The organism is Vibrio caribbeanicus ATCC BAA-2122 (assembly GCF_000165125.1).
GTDB lineage: Bacteria > Pseudomonadota > Gammaproteobacteria > Enterobacterales > Vibrionaceae > Vibrio > Vibrio caribbeanicus.
Genome location: NZ_AEIU01000088.1, coordinates 42,594 through 58,409, shown reverse-complemented (window position 1 = coordinate 58,409; position 15,816 = coordinate 42,594). Strand labels below are relative to the sequence as shown.

Here is a 15,816-nt window from a genome sequence, read left to right as displayed (position 1 = left end):
GATACACTCTAAATTTAGAAGACTTCGATTCATTACCATATCGCATCATTTTTCACAGCATTTACCCTCAAATCTTTTGCTTATTTTTCTATTGTACTCCGTTATTTTCCCAATATCTCCTAAACCATTCATTCCATTCACAACCTAGATATGAGCTCTCCCCAGCTGAAATGCTATCATATTGATTATTAATTGAAATTTATAAATATAAAAGGCATTATCTCATCATCAGAGATGGGCATGTGCAGCATAAAAAGTGTTGGCGTATAGAAAGGACTTCAAAGGACGGATAGTGGAACTAATCAGTATTACAAAGCACAATATCTACGATGTTCTTCGTTTAAAACTTAAGGATGATCAAATCGGTTTTGTTTCTTCAAATGCATTTTCAATCGCTGAGTCATCAGTTAATCCTGACTATCAAACAAGAGCAGCAATGGTTGATGGCAAGATTGTAGGGTTTGCAATGTACACCGAGTGGGTAAATGCATCGTGGATGAAGGAGCAGAAGCCCGGTGAATATTACATTCCCAGAGTTATGGTAGACAAATCATACCAAGGAAATGGTTATGGACGAAAGTTAATGGAGTCACTGCTAAATGAAATAGAGAAGAATCGACCTAAAGCAATCCACATCGTTTATTGTCCAGATAACACGGTTGCAAAGGCGCTTTATTTAAGTCTTGGTTTCGAAGAGTATGGTAAAAACAGTGATGGTGAAACTTTGGCGAGGCTGACTCTCTAGTCTTTGGTAAAGTGTTTTGACAACAAGTGCTGGAGCAAAAATTATTTAGGGCACATATCTTCAAATAATTCAAATAGTTAAGGTGCGTGTTTTTACAGGCCAACGACATAAACGTGCATGCGAACTAATAAAATGTTATACGTAGAGGAAACTATGGTTACATATCTTGAAAAATGCAGTGAATTGTCGTTAACGGCGAGAGTGGCAATAGCTTTAAAAGTATTTGATGGCTTCTGTGCAGAAAATTCATTGAGTAGCCCTTTAATAAATGAGTTTACAAATTATTTATGGGAGTGGCCTCTCATCGACGGACCAGAACAATTTACTCTGTGGGAATCCTCTAAGCCATTTTTAGTACACTACGGTATTGGTGATGATGTGAACTCCGAGTTGAATCTGCTTTTGTCTGAATCCCGTGTAAATGAATCTAGGTTTCGTAAAATTATAGGTGGAATTGTAGAAATTCTGTGGGGTAGTTTCTGGAGCGGTTGTGAAAACGAACAATCCTTAAATTCCCTAAACATTGTAATAGAACAATCTTCTGTTCAAGATCTACCGAATTTAACTCCATTCAAGTTTTCTAAATTTTCAGATAATGGTGGCTGGGGTAATCAAGTTATTTTAGAAGATGTAACATACTGGAAAAATTGCGTTAATTACGTATAACAAAGCAAGTCAAGCTGACAATTTTTAGTATGCTGGTTCCGTTTCGCTTCACATTTTAAAATCATTCAGGATACATATGGTCACCTTGCAATCTGCGAGGTGACCCTATATGTCCTTAATTTACTCACTTACTTAATTTATTTCTGATTGACTACCGCCTTAACAAAGTAATAAATACTATGGGATAAATTCAAAGCGATATGCTAATTTGATTCTGCTTACTTCAATGGATTGATATTTATGATATTAAAAATGACGAGTCATCGAATCAATGCCGCTATTCTTATTGCTTTTGTGAGTGTTTCTAGTGATACCTTGGCCAAAGGTTCAGAATGGTCGCTTGGTGTAGCAGCCTCATATTCTCCTGCGGTATATAATGATACGCCTTCGAATCGAACTGTGATTCCTGTGATTGGTTATGAAGGGGAACATCTTTTTCTACGTGGATTCGGGATCGGGTATCGTATTTTTCCGAAAGGCAGTACACAAAACTTAGTATTAAGAGCGCGCTACGATCCCAGGACCTTAAAGCCAGAAGATTCAACAGATGTTGATATGCAGAAGCTAGATGAACGAAAAGCATCCGTATTGGGTGGGGTAAGTTATCAATTTCTCTCTTCTGTTGGGATGTTCGAGGTTACCGCAGGTACTGATATCGGTTCTACTCATGATGGATTGTACGCAGAGGCAGCGTGGCGTGTACCTATCCGACAAGGGCCATGGGGGATGACACCCTCAATAGGTTACAGCTATAACAGCAAGCGCCTTAATAACCATCTTTATGGCGTCTCACAACAAGAAGCTGCTCGAACTCGTTTTGAGTCATTTGATGCGGGTTGGAATGGTCAGTATTTTGCTGGATTGAGTGGTTATGCTTACCTCACTTCTAATATTCGGTTAGTTGGGGGAGTGAGGTATACCAATCTTGATGGTGATATTGCTAAAAGCCCTATTATAAGGCGTGGCGTCTATACATCGGCAAATATTGGCATTGCCTATGTCTTTTAGGAACCATGGGTAAGGAATGTTACCCATGGTAGCTCTAGTTGGTTAGAGAACGGTGGCTGAGCGTTTATAGTGCAGTCCTATCTGTGGCGAGCATGACTAAAGCTGTAACGTTTTCATCAGTGATCCTCTGCGCTGGTCTTCCAAAAATTGGGCAAACTCTTGGTGAGGTTTGTAATCGTTAGTCCAGCCATTTCTTTCTCGAACTTCTGCCCATTCTACGGTGTTGTACATTTTTTTGAAAAGCCGGTTGTATCGCTGAATTTTTTCTTTCGATATTCCCGGTGCAGCGAAGAATCCACGCCAATTATTAAACACAGTTGGGCTACCTAGTTCTGTAAATGTGGGGACATCAGGTGCCTCGGGTACCCTTTTTGGTGCTGTTATTCCCAGGATCCTTACTTGACCAGCATGATACATACTTAAAACTTCTCCGAGCCCCGTTGAGAGTAGATCGGCTTCTCCTGACAGTAGTTGGCCGACGGCTTTGGCACTATCATCTACACCCACATAGGGAACAGTGATTGGGTCAAAGCCATGACCTTTGAATACCGCCGCGACAACAAGGTGATCCATGCTGCCTCTTGCTGAACCACCTGCTATCTTGAGGTTTTTAGGATTGACTTTAAACTCCTCAATGACGTCTTGCCATGTTTTAAACCTTGAGCTGTTCGCAGTGACGACAGCACCATAATCAGAAATTGTTGCGGCTACTGGTGTGAGTGCATGGAATGATTGAGGGAATAACCCAGTCAGGGCTCGAATCACGATAGGAGTTGAGCTAACCATTAGTGTATCTTGCTGAGTTTCGGCCGTCTCAATCAGGTGAGAAATGGCTTTTGCTCCCCCACCGCCAAGCACGTTTTCATAGGATACATTATCTACTAGACCAGACTTAACTAGGACTTCTCCAGTATTTCGAGCTGTCATATCCCAGCCTCCACCCAGGCTCCCGGGAATAAGGAAATGAATATTTTTCAGTTCTGCGGTGCTCGCTAAGCTTGAAAAAGAAAGTGTAAAAAATAACGAAATCAGTATTGTTCGATTTATTCTCATTTTTTTGCCTCTAATTTTTTATTTTTCTTACCTATACCAAAGTGAAAACAATACTCTGGGTACAGATTGTAGAAGGTTGCTCTTATGCCTGTTACTTAAAGGTCAAACATTGAGCTTATTCCGTTAATATTGTGTTCTTCTGACCTGATGTTTTGAATCTTGTCGTTATTATTGGAACCAAGACGACGGCAACTGCGACCAACAAAAATGCGAATGTGAGTGGACGTTGCCATAGAAAGCTCAGTTCGCCATCAGAGATCATGAGGGCTCGACCAAGGTTTTCTTCCATTGGGCCGCCTAGGATAAATCCCAGTAACAATGGAGCCAACGGAAAGCAAGCAAGGCGAAGTGCAATGGCACTAATCGCAAAGGCTAGCATTATGTATATATCGATAGTATTAAATGAGACGAGGTAGACGCCCGTAATAGAGAAAAATAAAATCATAGGTAATAAGATTGTTCTCGGTATAGCAAGCAACTTCGATATATAAGGTATTAGCGGTAGGTTTAGTATTACTAATACAATATTACCTAAATACATTGAAATAATGACAGACCAAAAAACCTCAGGGTTATCTGCAAACAGTCTGGGCCCAGGCTGCACACCGAAGGCAATTAACGCACCCAGCATAATTGCGGTTGTTCCTGACCCCGGGATCCCTAAGGTTAATAATGGGACAAAAGAGCCGTTGGAAGCGGCGTTATTTGCTGACTCAGGAGCAACAAGACCTCTAATGCTTCCTTTACCGAACTGTGCTTGCTTATCCTTGGGGGCGATACTTCTTTCTAGGCCATAACTCAGAAAAGCCGCAATGGTAGCACCTGCACCGGGCAGGACGCCTGTGAAGAACCCGATGATTGATGAGCGTATCGAGACGGGGGCGAGTTCTTTAAACTCTTCTTTGGTAACTTTCATACTACCGATTTCATCGTTCTTTTGCTCATTGGATGCAGGAGTCTCAGGCGACAAAATGCCTAACAAAGTTTCACCGAGGGCGAAGGTTGCCATTGCGACCAATAAAAAGCTAAATCCATCCATTAAGTCGTTTATACCAAAAGTGAACCTTTCGACACCAACCCCTTTGTCTATGCCAACGGTAGAAAGCATCAAGCCGACAATAGTCATCAGCCATGCTTTAATTCTCTGGCCTTTTCCGGCAAAAGCAGCGACAGCAGATAAACCAAGCAACATTAGAGCAAAGTAATCAGAGGATTGGAAACTCAAAGAAACCTTAGCAAGTACCGGTGCTGCCAAAAGTAACATTATGGCTGAAAGCGTGCCTCCGATAAAAGAAGAATAGGCGGCTAGAGCTAACGCTTTACCAGCATTTCCTTTTTGAGCCATTGGGTAGCCATCAAAAGCAGTCACAACGGTTGCTGAACACCCTGGTGCATTAATCAATATAGAGGAAGTTGAGCCTCCGAATACTGCACCATAATAGACGCCAGCCATTAATATTAAACCCGATGAGGGTTCTATCCCATAGGTGATGGGTATCATCAATGCAATAGCCGAAATTGGTCCCAAACCAGGAAGCATTCCAATTAGAGTTCCGACAAAACAGCCGACGATAACCATTATCAGATTTATGGGCATTACAGCTGTTGCAAGGCCAGTTATTATTCCCTCTAACATACTAGTTACCTCCAAATATCGATTGCAAGTAACCCGGTTCGAGATAAATATCTAGCCCCTTCGTGAGAACAAAATAAAATATGATCGTGAAAGGTAGGGGTACACCAAAGAGAAGACGTTTCCTTCGTTCGCCCAGCAGATAGATGCCGAAAAATAAAAAAAGTCCTGTGGCAAGGACAAAGCCAAGGTATTTTAGCCCTAGAGCGTACGAAGCTATTAAGAGCAAAAATGAAAGCAGCAACAGCCAATGTTTATTCTGCTTTTGCTTATTGTCTAAATGTGGTTTGGAAGTAACGATCAATATAAGTGATAGGACTGTCCCAAAAAAAGAAAGCAAATAGGGCATAGTCTTAGAGGTGAAGGATTCATATTCATCGCTTGGTAGACTGGTAATCAGCGCAGCCTCATACCCATATGCCAAACAGAAGGCGAGTAAAATGAGTCCGGCAATTCGGTCAGTATTTAAAACTAGAGAGGACATTTCTGTTTCCAATGTGTAGAGAGTGCCCAACGTCAAAGGGCTACTCTCTTTTTTTAAAATGAAAGTTCTGTGCGTCGCTTTTTAATTAATCATCTTGGAACAGTTGGAGCAATATTATAGAAATCCGAGCTCTTGCATTAATGCACCCATTTGTTTCTCTTGATCTTCTAAAAAGAGATTAAATTCTTTATTGGGCTTATAGTTGTCTATCCAACCATTTCTATCACGAACTTTGACCCATTCAGGCTTCTGATACATTTTTTCCAGCACCTCGTTGTATTGCGCTATTTTCTTTTGTGGTGTGCCGGGGGCCGCGAAGAAGCCTCGCCAGTTAGCGAAAACTGTTGGGTTTCCGAATTCAGTAAGAGTTGGTACATCAGGCGCTGCAGTAAGCCTTTTAGGTGCAGTGACCGCTAAGATTTTAACTTGTCCTGATTTAGACATTTCTAATACTTCACCAAGCCCTGTTGACAGTAGAGGGGTTTCATTTGACAGTAATGCAGCAGTTGCTTTACTGCTGTCACCATAGGCAATGTAACGGACAGCTTTAGGATCAAACCCTTGACCTTTAAATGCCGCTGCAGCAACAAGGTGGTCTAAACTTCCCTTAGCAGATCCGCCAGCAACCTTTACCTTACGAGGGTTTTGTTTAAATGCGTCAACAACATCTTGCCAACTTTTGTAAGCTGAATCTGCAGAGGTAACGATAGCCCCATAGTCTGCAATTGTCGCGGCAACTGGTGTTAAATCACGAAAAGACTGAGGGAAAACTCCAGTCAGAGAGCGGACAACTATCGGAGTCGAATTGACCATCAGTGTATTTGGTTGACGTTGAGCCGTCTCTATCAAGTGGGAAATTGCTTTACCGCCGCCACCACCTGAGAGGTTCTGGAATGAAACATTGTCGACGAGGTCAGACTTAAGTAGAGCATCTCCTGTCCCCCTTGCTGTCATGTCCCATCCGCCTCCGGCGCCGCCTGGAATGAGAAAGTGTATTTTTTCCATTTCTGCGGCATTTATATTCCATGATACTAGTGATGAAAAAAGTGCTGGAATAAGTATTTTTTTTATCATTAAAAATTCCTTTTTTATAACGCATTAAAAACGTTATGAGATTTAATTGTCTGAAATGAAGAAGGTTGAAATACTAACTTATCTTTATGTTGCAAAAAAGTTATTTTTTTAAAAATCCATATATTTATCAAGTTGTTATATGTGTTTTATTGTCTTTTTTATAATTAGTTAAGTTTAAAAAAGGAAGGAATTTAATAAAAAAACCTCCTCAAGCCGTTGCAAGAGGAGGCGGCAAATGCCGAGCCAATATGACTAGATCAAAGATTTTTTAAAAGGTTTGTTTAAATATTTGATAGCGTTTTTCTTGTTTTTAATGTCGCATAGCAAATACCAGTTATAACGGTACCAGTAATTATTGAGAGGACGTACAGACCGATGGGTGAAATTGCATTTGGAATAAGTAGTACAAAGAGGCCACCGTGTGGTGCCACCAACTTGGCACCGCACAACATTGATAGAGCACCAGTTACCGCTCCACCTAGTATACAAGACGGAAGAACACGCATTGGATCTTTGGCAGCGAAGGGGATAGCTCCTTCGGAGATAAAGCAAAGTCCGAGCACAAAAGAGGCTTTGCCTGCTTCACGTTCACTATCATCGAATTTGTGTTTTGCAAAAAATGTTGCTGCACCCATTCCAAGTGCAGGCACCATTCCAGCTGCCATAATCGCCGCCATAGGAGCATAAGATTGTGATGTTAGAAGCCCTACACCAAAAGCGTAAGCCGTCTTGTTTACTGGACCACCAAGGTCAAAACACATCATGCCGCCAAGAACTAAGCCGAGGAATATAGCACTTTCTGTGCCCATATTATTCAAAAAATCGGTGAGAAGACTCATCACACTAGATATCGGCTCCCCAACGATATATATCATTATAAGGCCAGTTAATAGCGTTGCTATAAATGGGATAATGAGTATCGGTTTGAGAGCTTCCATTGATTGTGGCAGGCTTAATTTTTGTGCGAGTAGCTTTGCACAATAACCTGCGATAAATCCTGCGGCTATTCCACCTAAGAATCCAGCACCTATAGAACTTGCTAACATGCCTCCTACCAGCCCAGGTGCAAGCCCAGGTCTATCAGCGATTGAGAAGGCTATGAAGCCTGAGAGAACCGGGATCATGAGTTTAAATGCTGCGCCGCCACCTATATCCATCAAACTGGCAGCTAACGTTCCCTTTTCCTCAAACGCTTGGATGCCAAAGACAAAAGATAAAGCGATGATAAGCCCACCTGCCACCACCATAGGTAACATGTGTGAAACCCCATTCATCAGATGTTGATAAATCCCTTTTTTTTCTTCAGATGTTTTTAACTGTACAGTGTTTGCACCATGATATGGTGCCGCTTCACTGAGTGCGCGGTCAAATTCTTCGCTTGTTCTTTTAACAGCTGCGCCAGTTTGAGTTAGGTATACGTTTTTTCCTTCAAATCGATCTAAAGGAACGTCAATATCTGCCGCCACAATAACCAAATCTGCGGCAGCAACTTCTTCTGTACTCAGTTTATTTTTAGCGCCGACTGAGCCGCGAGTTTCTACTTTTATAAAGTAACCGCGTTTTTTAGCTTCATTTTCTAAGGCCTCTGCGGCCATGAAAGTATGCGCTACCCCGGTAGGGCAAGCTGTAATTGCGACTATATTCTTGGAGTTATCTGGAGTTGATTCGTCAATCTGTACATCATCCTCACATAGAACATGAGCATTAGAGTAAGCACTGTTTAGCAGGTCGTTAAAATTTGAAATTACGTTATTAATTGAAGTTTGGTAGACACGTTTACCTATAAATCGTTGTAGGTCTATTGGATTGTCAGAAGCAACAATGATGAAATCGGCATCGGTGATGTCACTTTGAGAAAGGGCTGAATGTGCGATGATGTCAGATTGACACTCGGTGGTCACTTTCCAGCCCAAGTTTGTCGACGCTTTATTGAGTAAATTAGCCGCGATAAAACCAGTGGCTACTCCGCTTTGGCATGCAGTGACTATGGCAATATTCATCGAATTTCCCCTCGCTTGTCTGGATTGAGTTGGTGGCATGCAATATCGTATTCGGTCACTGTCGTTTTGCTTTCGATTTGAGATTGGTTTTTGCTATTGTCCAACCCAACGTTAATCTTTGTAACGGCTAGAGCAGAGAGGGCGGTGGCGAATCGTAGCAAGTCATGTTTTGGCATCTCTTGCATTACTCCCCAGCAGAAGCCTGCAACAAAGGTGTCACCAGCCCCCACCGTACTAATAACATTCATTTTGGGAGGAACAGCACGCAGGATTTGCCCCTGGTTAAGCCAAATAACTCCCTGTTCTCCCAATGAAACGACAATATTTTCAATATTTATTAAGTTAGGGGATGTAATCACAGAGTAACATTCTTCAACAGAGTTAAACTGTTGACCCATGAGCTGACTTAGTTCATCGATATTGGGTTTGATAAACCAAGGTTTAGATACAATTCCAGCTTTTAATGCGTCAGAACTACTATCGAAAAAGACTTTTTTACCAAGACGCTGTAGTTTTTCGATCCAAGCAGTGCACCTTTCTGGCGGAAATCCAGGTGGAATACTCCCTGCAAGAACAAAATAGTCATGAGTTTTAGCTAACTTAAACAGGGTTATTTCAAGCTTATCAACATCATCAGTGGTCACGTGTATTCCTGGAAAGTTAATGTCACTTACACGCTTGTTTTTTTCGACAAGTTTGACGTTAGTTCTTGTAACTCCTGGAATTCGGACAAATTGATCTTGAGCATTGATATCTTGGAAAAGTTGCTCAAATGAAGCGGAATTATCAGCGCCCATAAAGCCAGTCACCGTAACCTGTGCGCCCAAATCAGAAAGCACTCTGGCAACATTGATACCTTTACCTGCAGGATTTATCTGCCCAGTTTGAATTTGATTGACCTGACCTAATTTGAGATCAGCGAGTGCCCCAGTCATATCGTAAGCGGGATTAAGCGTGATAGTTACTACTCGATTTTTTTGAGTCATGAATTTGTTCCTAATGTTCGCCTAATCCGGCTTTGATCACAGCGCCGATCGAGAGAATTGCTTGCTTTGAATCAGGGCCTTGTGCTGAAAATTTAAGTTGGTGGCCACATTTCACTCCCAATGTAATTACTTTCATTAAACTTTTTGCATTGACGACTTTTTCGCTACCGTTGAGGTTAGAAACTAGAATAGTCGCTTCAAACTTTTTAGCCTCGGCGACAAGAACAGCACTTGGTCTCGCATGCAATCCATGTGCATTGTGAATCGTGAATATTTCGTTATGATCCATGTCTTCAGAGACAGTAGTTAACTTGTCCCCTGTAAGTTTCTCAATGATCTCATCCGTTGATAAGTTAAATAAGTCTGCGTGCTGGCCCTCAAATAGCCATTGTGAGATATTTTCTAGAATAGGGACGTGGGTCTGATTACATGCAGCAATGGCTATTAATCCTTTAACTTTATGATTGTCATACTGGCAATCATTTGCGGTAGTCACCACTGATACTGCAGTGTATGTTACCTGTTTACTGCTACTTACTAACCAGAGCCCTTTACCCAAATGAATTGGTTCTTGAGTTATCATATCGGTTAAAGTCCCTGACCCTACATGACCTGCATTTTTGAGCAGCCCCCCAGCGACTGCAGTTATCTGCACCATATCACTGGCAGGAAAATTGAGTTTGATCAATGAGGGATTGCACTCCGCTTTACACTGCGGTGTTGGACTTAAAAGTTCAACAATCTGCTCTATGTTTTCCAGATTAGCAATGTTGTTGTCAATGTCTTTATCGCTGAGTAAATGGGTCAGTCTTTTTAATATATCCAAGTGCTCATCTGACTTTGCTGCAATACCTATGACTAGATGAACCGTTTGTCCGTTGTCCCAATCAATGCCATCAGCAAAGTGAAAAATAGAAAGCCCTGTTTTGTTGACTTTGCTTCTAGTCTCAACAGTGCCATGTGGTATGGCTATGCCATGTCCAAGATAGGTAGAGCTTTGTGCCTCCCTTTGGAAAACGCCCTTTAAGTAACCAGAGTCTACACAACCTTTGCTTATGAGGTCGTGGACAATCATTGTTAGGGCATCTGTCTTGTTTTTAGCAGTCTGAGCAAAACTGATGTCACGTTTATTAATATCAAGCACGACGACTCTCCTAATCAAAGGTTGCGCTACATAGTTGAGAGACTTGGAGTCCTGATAAGCACTCGCTGATAACTCAATCATTTTCCGAGACATAATTAGTTAAAAATGTCATATATTTGCCAATCGAATCTGGCTTTTTGGCGGCACACCTAAAATCTCCATTCATATTTGTATGTTAATGCAATGAATAGTTACAATTTTAAATTTGCTGAACCAATTCAGCTGTTGATAGTGAATCGATTCAGCATATAATTCAACTCACAAGAAAAATAATAGATTGTTAATATGATCTAGCGCACAAAATAGGGCTTGTTATATGACATTAGACGAAATAGCAAAGTTGGCTGGTGTATCGAAAACAACGGCAAGTTATGTAATTAATGGTAAGGCAAAACAATATCGGATAAGCAATAAAACCCAAGAAAAAGTCAATGCAGTGGTAAAAGAGCATAATTTCAAGCCTAATATGGCGGCTTCTTCACTGAGAGCGGGGAGTTCGCGATCTCTGGGCCTTATTATCCCTGATTTAGAAAATAATAGTTATGCTCGGCTTGCGAAGCTTATAGAGAAAAAAGCGAGGGACGCGGACTATCAAATTTTAATCGGATGTTCTGATGATTGCCCGGAAACCGAGAGAGAGGTTGCTGAAGCTTTAGTGAGTCGTAAAGTTGACGCATTGATGGTTGCGAGCTGCATGGCCGAGAATGATGGCTATTATGTAGAATTAAAGAACTCGGGTACCCTTGTTGTTGGATTGGACCGACCGATGAACACTGGGCACTTCAGTTGTGTGATCAGCGAAGATTTTCAAGCGGCTTTCGATTTAACATGTTCGGTTTTTGCTGCGGAGATTCGTTCTGTGGGTATGATCGGTGCCATTCAAGACTTACCCATTTCAAAACATCGTGAAGAAGGCTTTCGTTCTGCATGTCACGAAAAAGGCAAACAGCTAAAAATAAATTACGGTCAGAACTTTTCGAGAGAAGAGGGAAAGAAAGTCTTTGAAACTTGGGTTCGTTCTGACTTGTTGCCAGATGCCCTTATCACCACGTCTTTTACGTTATTAGAGGGTGTATTGGATGTAATGTTAGAAAAACCTGAGTTAATGAATAAGATTCGACTCGCAACTTTTGGTGATAATCGGTTATTGGATTTTCTACCCTTTCAAGTCAACTCTCTTCCTCAACAATTTGAGTTAATTGCGCAGTCAGCGATGGACTTGGCTCTTAGCGGTGCCAAGGGAAAAAATCAGCTTGGTTCAACCCTGATCCCAAGAAAACTCATTCAGCGATCAATTAACTGATATTTTGACCGAAATCAGCAGCCAGAAGCCCTTCATCTAGAAAACCGGGCTTCATCTCCATTAAGAGTAAACTCTATCCATATTCATGGATGCTTTTTTCTTTTCTGTCTGACTTAAGACAAAAAATCAACCAAATAAAAGGAGTTGATACCATCACTAATGAAGCGACAAAGACTAACGGATCATAATTAAAGCCATCAAGAGTTGTTTCTTTACAAAGTAGCGTGGAGACCAGTCCTGCAGCGCTTATTGCTGAGTTCTGTATTGTACTTTGTACTTTCGTGAATTTGGCTCTTTGCTCTGCTGTTAAGCCAGCAATTAGCTCTGTATTTATGATCAACGTTCTAGATGAACTTGAGATGATAAAAATGACAAAACAGTATCCTGCGATATTGGAGATGCTAGTTTTAAAACCTATACAGCTCAATATAATCATAGAAATTGTGAGTAGAAAAATAACAACACTGACTCTTTTCCGTTCAAAAGATAACTTGGCATATATGTTCATAGCAATAAATGCTCCAACTCCCGAGATGAGATAATATCCAGATAATGCTTGGTTGCTCATTGCGAAATTGATCATGAGCATGACGGGAAACTGTGTTGCGATAAGGAATGTACCAAACACAGCAGTTGCTAATGTCAAAATGGCAGATATGAATGTTATTGAGTTTTTTTCTAAAGGTATTTTGAGGTGGCAATCCTTGCTCTCTGGTGATGCTTTGTTGCTCACTATTTCTGGTGTACTTTGGGGAAATAAAACAGATAAAATACACAAAAACATGGCTAAGAACATAAAACAGGATGGCCAACCTAAATGAGAATTAACCGTTAGGCAGAATGGTACACCTATTGCCAATGCGAGCGGAAAGGTGCTGAGTACCCAAGCAACATTTCTCTTTATTTGATTCGGTCGAGAGCATCTAATTAAATAATTTAAATTAGTGACAGATAATAGCCCACCAAACAAACCAGACAGCAGCCGCATGATCAAAAAGATGTAAAATTGTTCGGTAAATGAAGTGATGAGTAGGCAAGTTGAACTGAGCACTAAAAATAAGATGATTTTTTGTCGTTCAATTCTTTCGTTTGCTGTTATGTTACAAACAAGGCTACCTATACATGCTCCAATGGTATAGAGTGCTAAAATTAGACCGGCTTTGCTGTAGCTGACATGGAGGTCGAATAGTATTGATGTGCTTAATGGGATAATCATTAAAGGCTCGATCACAAAGAAAAAATGCACCACAATACAAGTGATTATGGTTTTATCTATTTTAAGTATCTTATTCAATTGAGTTTGTCCCCTTTATTTTTTATGAGGCTCGATTTTAATTTACTCAGCACATCGAAAAAGACGTAATATTGGGTTTCATAATCCAGTGAAATGGGACAAATATGATTGAAAAAGTTGAACAAAAGTGGCTTAAAACTTTTCATTGTGTCTATGAGAATAAGAGTTTTAAACGCTCAGCTTCATTTCTCAACTTACCTACCTCCAATGTAAGTCGTCACATATCTTTGCTCGAAAAATGCTTGGGCATTAGGTTGTTTGAAAGGACTACAAGGAAGATCTCTGCTACCGAAGCTGGGAAGCAACTGTACAATAAGACGGTTCCACTGCTGAGCCAACTCGATGCCGTGCTTTCGGATGTGACGAAATATTCTTCAGAAATCTCTGGGCAATTTAATATCTTAGTCCCTGATATCCCAGAGCTTGGTCAGGCAGTTATTACATTTTGTAAACAATATCCAGAACTTTCCTTGTGTTGCGAGACAAGCCTAAGCGCGAAAGAGGACTTCGTTGACGGTTTTGATGTCATCATTAGTTTTCAGAGAGGTCGTTTAGTAGACAGCAACTGGATAGCCAATGAGATAATACGTTTTGAGAGTGTGGTTGTTGCTTCACCTCAGGTTTTGAAAACCTTTCCTAAATTGATGACTTGTGAAGAATTAGTTAATTGTCCTTGTATTAGCAGTTTTACGGCATTACACGGTAATCCTTGGGTATTTAGAGACCAAATGGGTAACACTTTAGTACAAAAAGTAGGATCTGTATTGAAAGTCAACAGTGGACAAATGGCGAAGTCTGCTGCGGTTCAGGGTTTAGGATTTGCAATATTAGCGTATGAATCTTGTAAAAACGAACTCTCTTCAGGCCTTCTTGAAGTAGTTGAAATGGAGCAAACACCCGAAGATTTGGTTCTCTATGCTTTTTATCCTTCAAGAGAATTTAAGTCCAAAAAGGTGGGGATGTTCATACAACATCTAAAAGCGTCTGTGAATAAAAATGCTATGGATGGAGGAAATGAAAGAAGTCATGTCAGATGAGCAACTTATTATCCCGTTTCCGTCTCTGGTTCAAAAGATTGGTTCAGAGAGGGTTCGTGAAATTCGATCAATCGCGGCAAAACATAACTGCATTTTGAAAAGGGTTAGGCGGTCAAGAAACTGGCAGCTCAGTGGTGAGCGTTGTCATCTCTTGGCGCTTTTGAAAGTTTTAGGTGGGCTATATCAAACCGAAGACTTTGTGTTGGTTAAACTGCATCAATACTTAAATTGCAATGATAAAACAGGGCAGGGCAGTCTGTTACTGCATGAGATGATTCGTTCTGACCCAAGTTTAACGGCAGCAGAATTAATGGAAAAAACGGGGTGTACCTTAGTAGAGGTGAGACTCGCTCGAACGGAATATGAAGACTTTTAATGTTTTGCTCTAAGTATGTTCTGGATTTTGTGACAGCAGACGTTTAAAAATGACTTGGGTATATACCCAAGTCAATTATTAGCATTAATAGTGTGCTTGTTGATATAAAGCCCAAGAAACCTTTGAGCTTGGCTGTTTATTAAGCTGTTTGCAGATTTCCCATCCTGCTTGAGCGACCGCTTTGAGATCAATACCCGTTTCTATACCGAGGCCTTTGCACATGTAGAGTACGTCTTCGGTTGCAACATTACCTGATGCCCCTCTAGCGTACGGACAGCCACCCAACCCAGCAACACTGGAATCGACTTTGGTAACTCCCATACAAAGTGCTTGATATAAATTCGCAAGCGCTTGACCATAGGTATCATGGAAATGGGCAGAGATGCTTAACGGATCAACCGACCCAAGTACGGAGTCAAGCATATTGGCAATAGTATTTGGTGTACCTGTACCAATCGTATCGCCTAGCGAGACTTCATAGCAACCCATATCCAGAAGTGTTTTGGCTAGACTTGCAACGGTTTTGGGGTCCGTTTTTCCATCATATGGGCAATCGGTCACGCAGGAAATATAGCCGCGCACAGGGATGCCATATTGTTCTGCAACTTCGATAACATCAGAAAAACGATTCAAGCTCTCTGAGATGGAGCAATTGATGTTACGTTGGCTAAAGCCTTCAGATGCAGAGGCAAAGATAGCAACACTATCCGCATTTGCTTCGATGGCAGCCTCAAGACCTTTACGGTTTGGCGTCAGAGCAGAGTAAACAACATGGTCGGAGCGCTTTATTCCGTTAAATACATCAATAGAATCAGCCATTTGTGGTACGTACTTGGGTGAAACAAATGCACCAGTTTCTATGTGTAAAAGACCTGAAAGTGAGAGAGCATCAACAAGTTGAATCTTGCTCTTGGTCGATACGGCTTGTTCATTTTGCAAGCCATCTCTCGGCCCTACCTCGATAATATCGATAGCTTTGGGTAAAGAATTGACGTTGTCTATATGAATCATTT

15 protein-coding genes are annotated in these 15,816 nt (G+C 41.1%); 6 read left to right on the top strand and 9 right to left on the bottom strand.

The genetic code is table 11. The features are described 5' to 3' along the window. Positions 1-292: 292 nt before the first annotated feature. The 3 genes from RH40_RS14330 (at position 293) to RH40_RS14320 (ending at position 2,419) form a co-directional block, all read left to right on the top strand. Positions 293-745, top strand: coding sequence for a GNAT family N-acetyltransferase (locus tag RH40_RS14330; RefSeq protein ID WP_009602312.1), 453 nt, complete (start codon positions 293-295; stop codon positions 743-745). A 153-nt stretch (positions 746-898) separates the two neighbouring features. Then, the gene (locus RH40_RS14325) at positions 899-1,411 is read left to right on the top strand and encodes a hypothetical protein (protein WP_009602311.1); all 513 of its coding nucleotides are present in this window, start codon (positions 899-901) and stop codon (positions 1,409-1,411) included. 240 nt (positions 1,412-1,651) lie between these two features. Continuing rightward, positions 1,652-2,419 (top strand): MipA/OmpV family protein, encoded by a 768-nt coding sequence (locus RH40_RS14320; RefSeq protein WP_009602310.1) that lies wholly within the window; start codon positions 1,652-1,654, stop codon positions 2,417-2,419. Between the two features lie 96 nt (positions 2,420-2,515). On the opposite strand, the gene RH40_RS14315 is transcribed toward RH40_RS14320, so the two are convergent. From RH40_RS14315 to fruB, 7 genes are all read right to left on the bottom strand, one after another. After that, positions 2,516-3,472 (bottom strand): tripartite tricarboxylate transporter substrate binding protein, encoded by a 957-nt coding sequence (locus RH40_RS14315; protein ID WP_009602309.1) that lies wholly within the window; start codon positions 3,470-3,472, stop codon positions 2,516-2,518. Between the two features lie 115 nt (positions 3,473-3,587). Next, positions 3,588-5,108 (bottom strand): tripartite tricarboxylate transporter permease, encoded by a 1,521-nt coding sequence (locus tag RH40_RS14310; protein ID WP_009602308.1) that lies wholly within the window; start codon positions 5,106-5,108, stop codon positions 3,588-3,590. 1 nt (position 5,109) lies between these two features. Beyond that, the gene (locus RH40_RS14305) at positions 5,110-5,589 is read right to left on the bottom strand and encodes a tripartite tricarboxylate transporter TctB family protein (protein ID WP_009602307.1); all 480 of its coding nucleotides are present in this window, start codon (positions 5,587-5,589) and stop codon (positions 5,110-5,112) included. Positions 5,590-5,703: 114 nt separating this feature from the next. Next, a complete protein-coding gene (locus RH40_RS14300) occupies positions 5,704-6,663 on the bottom strand; it encodes a tripartite tricarboxylate transporter substrate binding protein (RefSeq protein WP_009602306.1) in 960 nt (319 codons plus the stop codon). 281 nt (positions 6,664-6,944) lie between these two features. After that, a complete protein-coding gene (locus RH40_RS14295; RefSeq protein ID WP_009602305.1) occupies positions 6,945-8,663 on the bottom strand; it encodes a PTS fructose-like transporter subunit IIB in 1,719 nt (572 codons plus the stop codon). Then, the gene (gene pfkB, locus RH40_RS14290; protein ID WP_009602303.1) at positions 8,660-9,649 is read right to left on the bottom strand and encodes a 1-phosphofructokinase; all 990 of its coding nucleotides are present in this window, start codon (positions 9,647-9,649) and stop codon (positions 8,660-8,662) included. The genes RH40_RS14295 and pfkB overlap by 4 nt, the downstream gene beginning before the upstream one ends. Before the next feature lie 10 nt (positions 9,650-9,659). After that, positions 9,660-10,793, bottom strand: a complete 1,134-nt coding sequence (fruB, locus tag RH40_RS14285) for a fused PTS fructose transporter subunit IIA/HPr protein (RefSeq protein ID WP_039954773.1) — start codon at positions 10,791-10,793, stop codon at positions 9,660-9,662. Positions 10,794-11,109: 316 nt separating this feature from the next. On the opposite strand from fruB, the gene cra reads away from it, so the two are divergent. Further along, a complete protein-coding gene (gene cra, locus RH40_RS14280; RefSeq protein ID WP_009602300.1) occupies positions 11,110-12,096 on the top strand; it encodes a catabolite repressor/activator in 987 nt (328 codons plus the stop codon). Positions 12,097-12,169: 73 nt separating this feature from the next. Here cra and RH40_RS14275 read toward each other — a convergent pair whose 3' ends face one another. Next, complete coding sequence (locus RH40_RS14275; protein WP_338131536.1) at positions 12,170-13,327, bottom strand: MFS transporter; 1,158 nt, start codon at positions 13,325-13,327, stop codon at positions 12,170-12,172. Positions 13,328-13,494: 167 nt separating this feature from the next. Between RH40_RS14275 and RH40_RS14270 the strand changes: the two genes are divergently transcribed. After that, positions 13,495-14,427, top strand: a complete 933-nt coding sequence (locus RH40_RS14270; RefSeq protein WP_009602298.1) for a LysR family transcriptional regulator — start codon at positions 13,495-13,497, stop codon at positions 14,425-14,427. Further along, a complete protein-coding gene (locus tag RH40_RS14265; RefSeq protein WP_009602297.1) occupies positions 14,405-14,803 on the top strand; it encodes a ribosome recycling factor family protein in 399 nt (132 codons plus the stop codon). The genes RH40_RS14270 and RH40_RS14265 overlap by 23 nt, the downstream gene beginning before the upstream one ends. 84 nt (positions 14,804-14,887) lie before the next feature. On the opposite strand, the gene RH40_RS14260 is transcribed toward RH40_RS14265, so the two are convergent. After that, complete coding sequence (locus RH40_RS14260) at positions 14,888-15,814, bottom strand: hydroxymethylglutaryl-CoA lyase (RefSeq protein ID WP_009602294.1); 927 nt, start codon at positions 15,812-15,814, stop codon at positions 14,888-14,890. Positions 15,815-15,816: the final 2 nt, after the last annotated feature.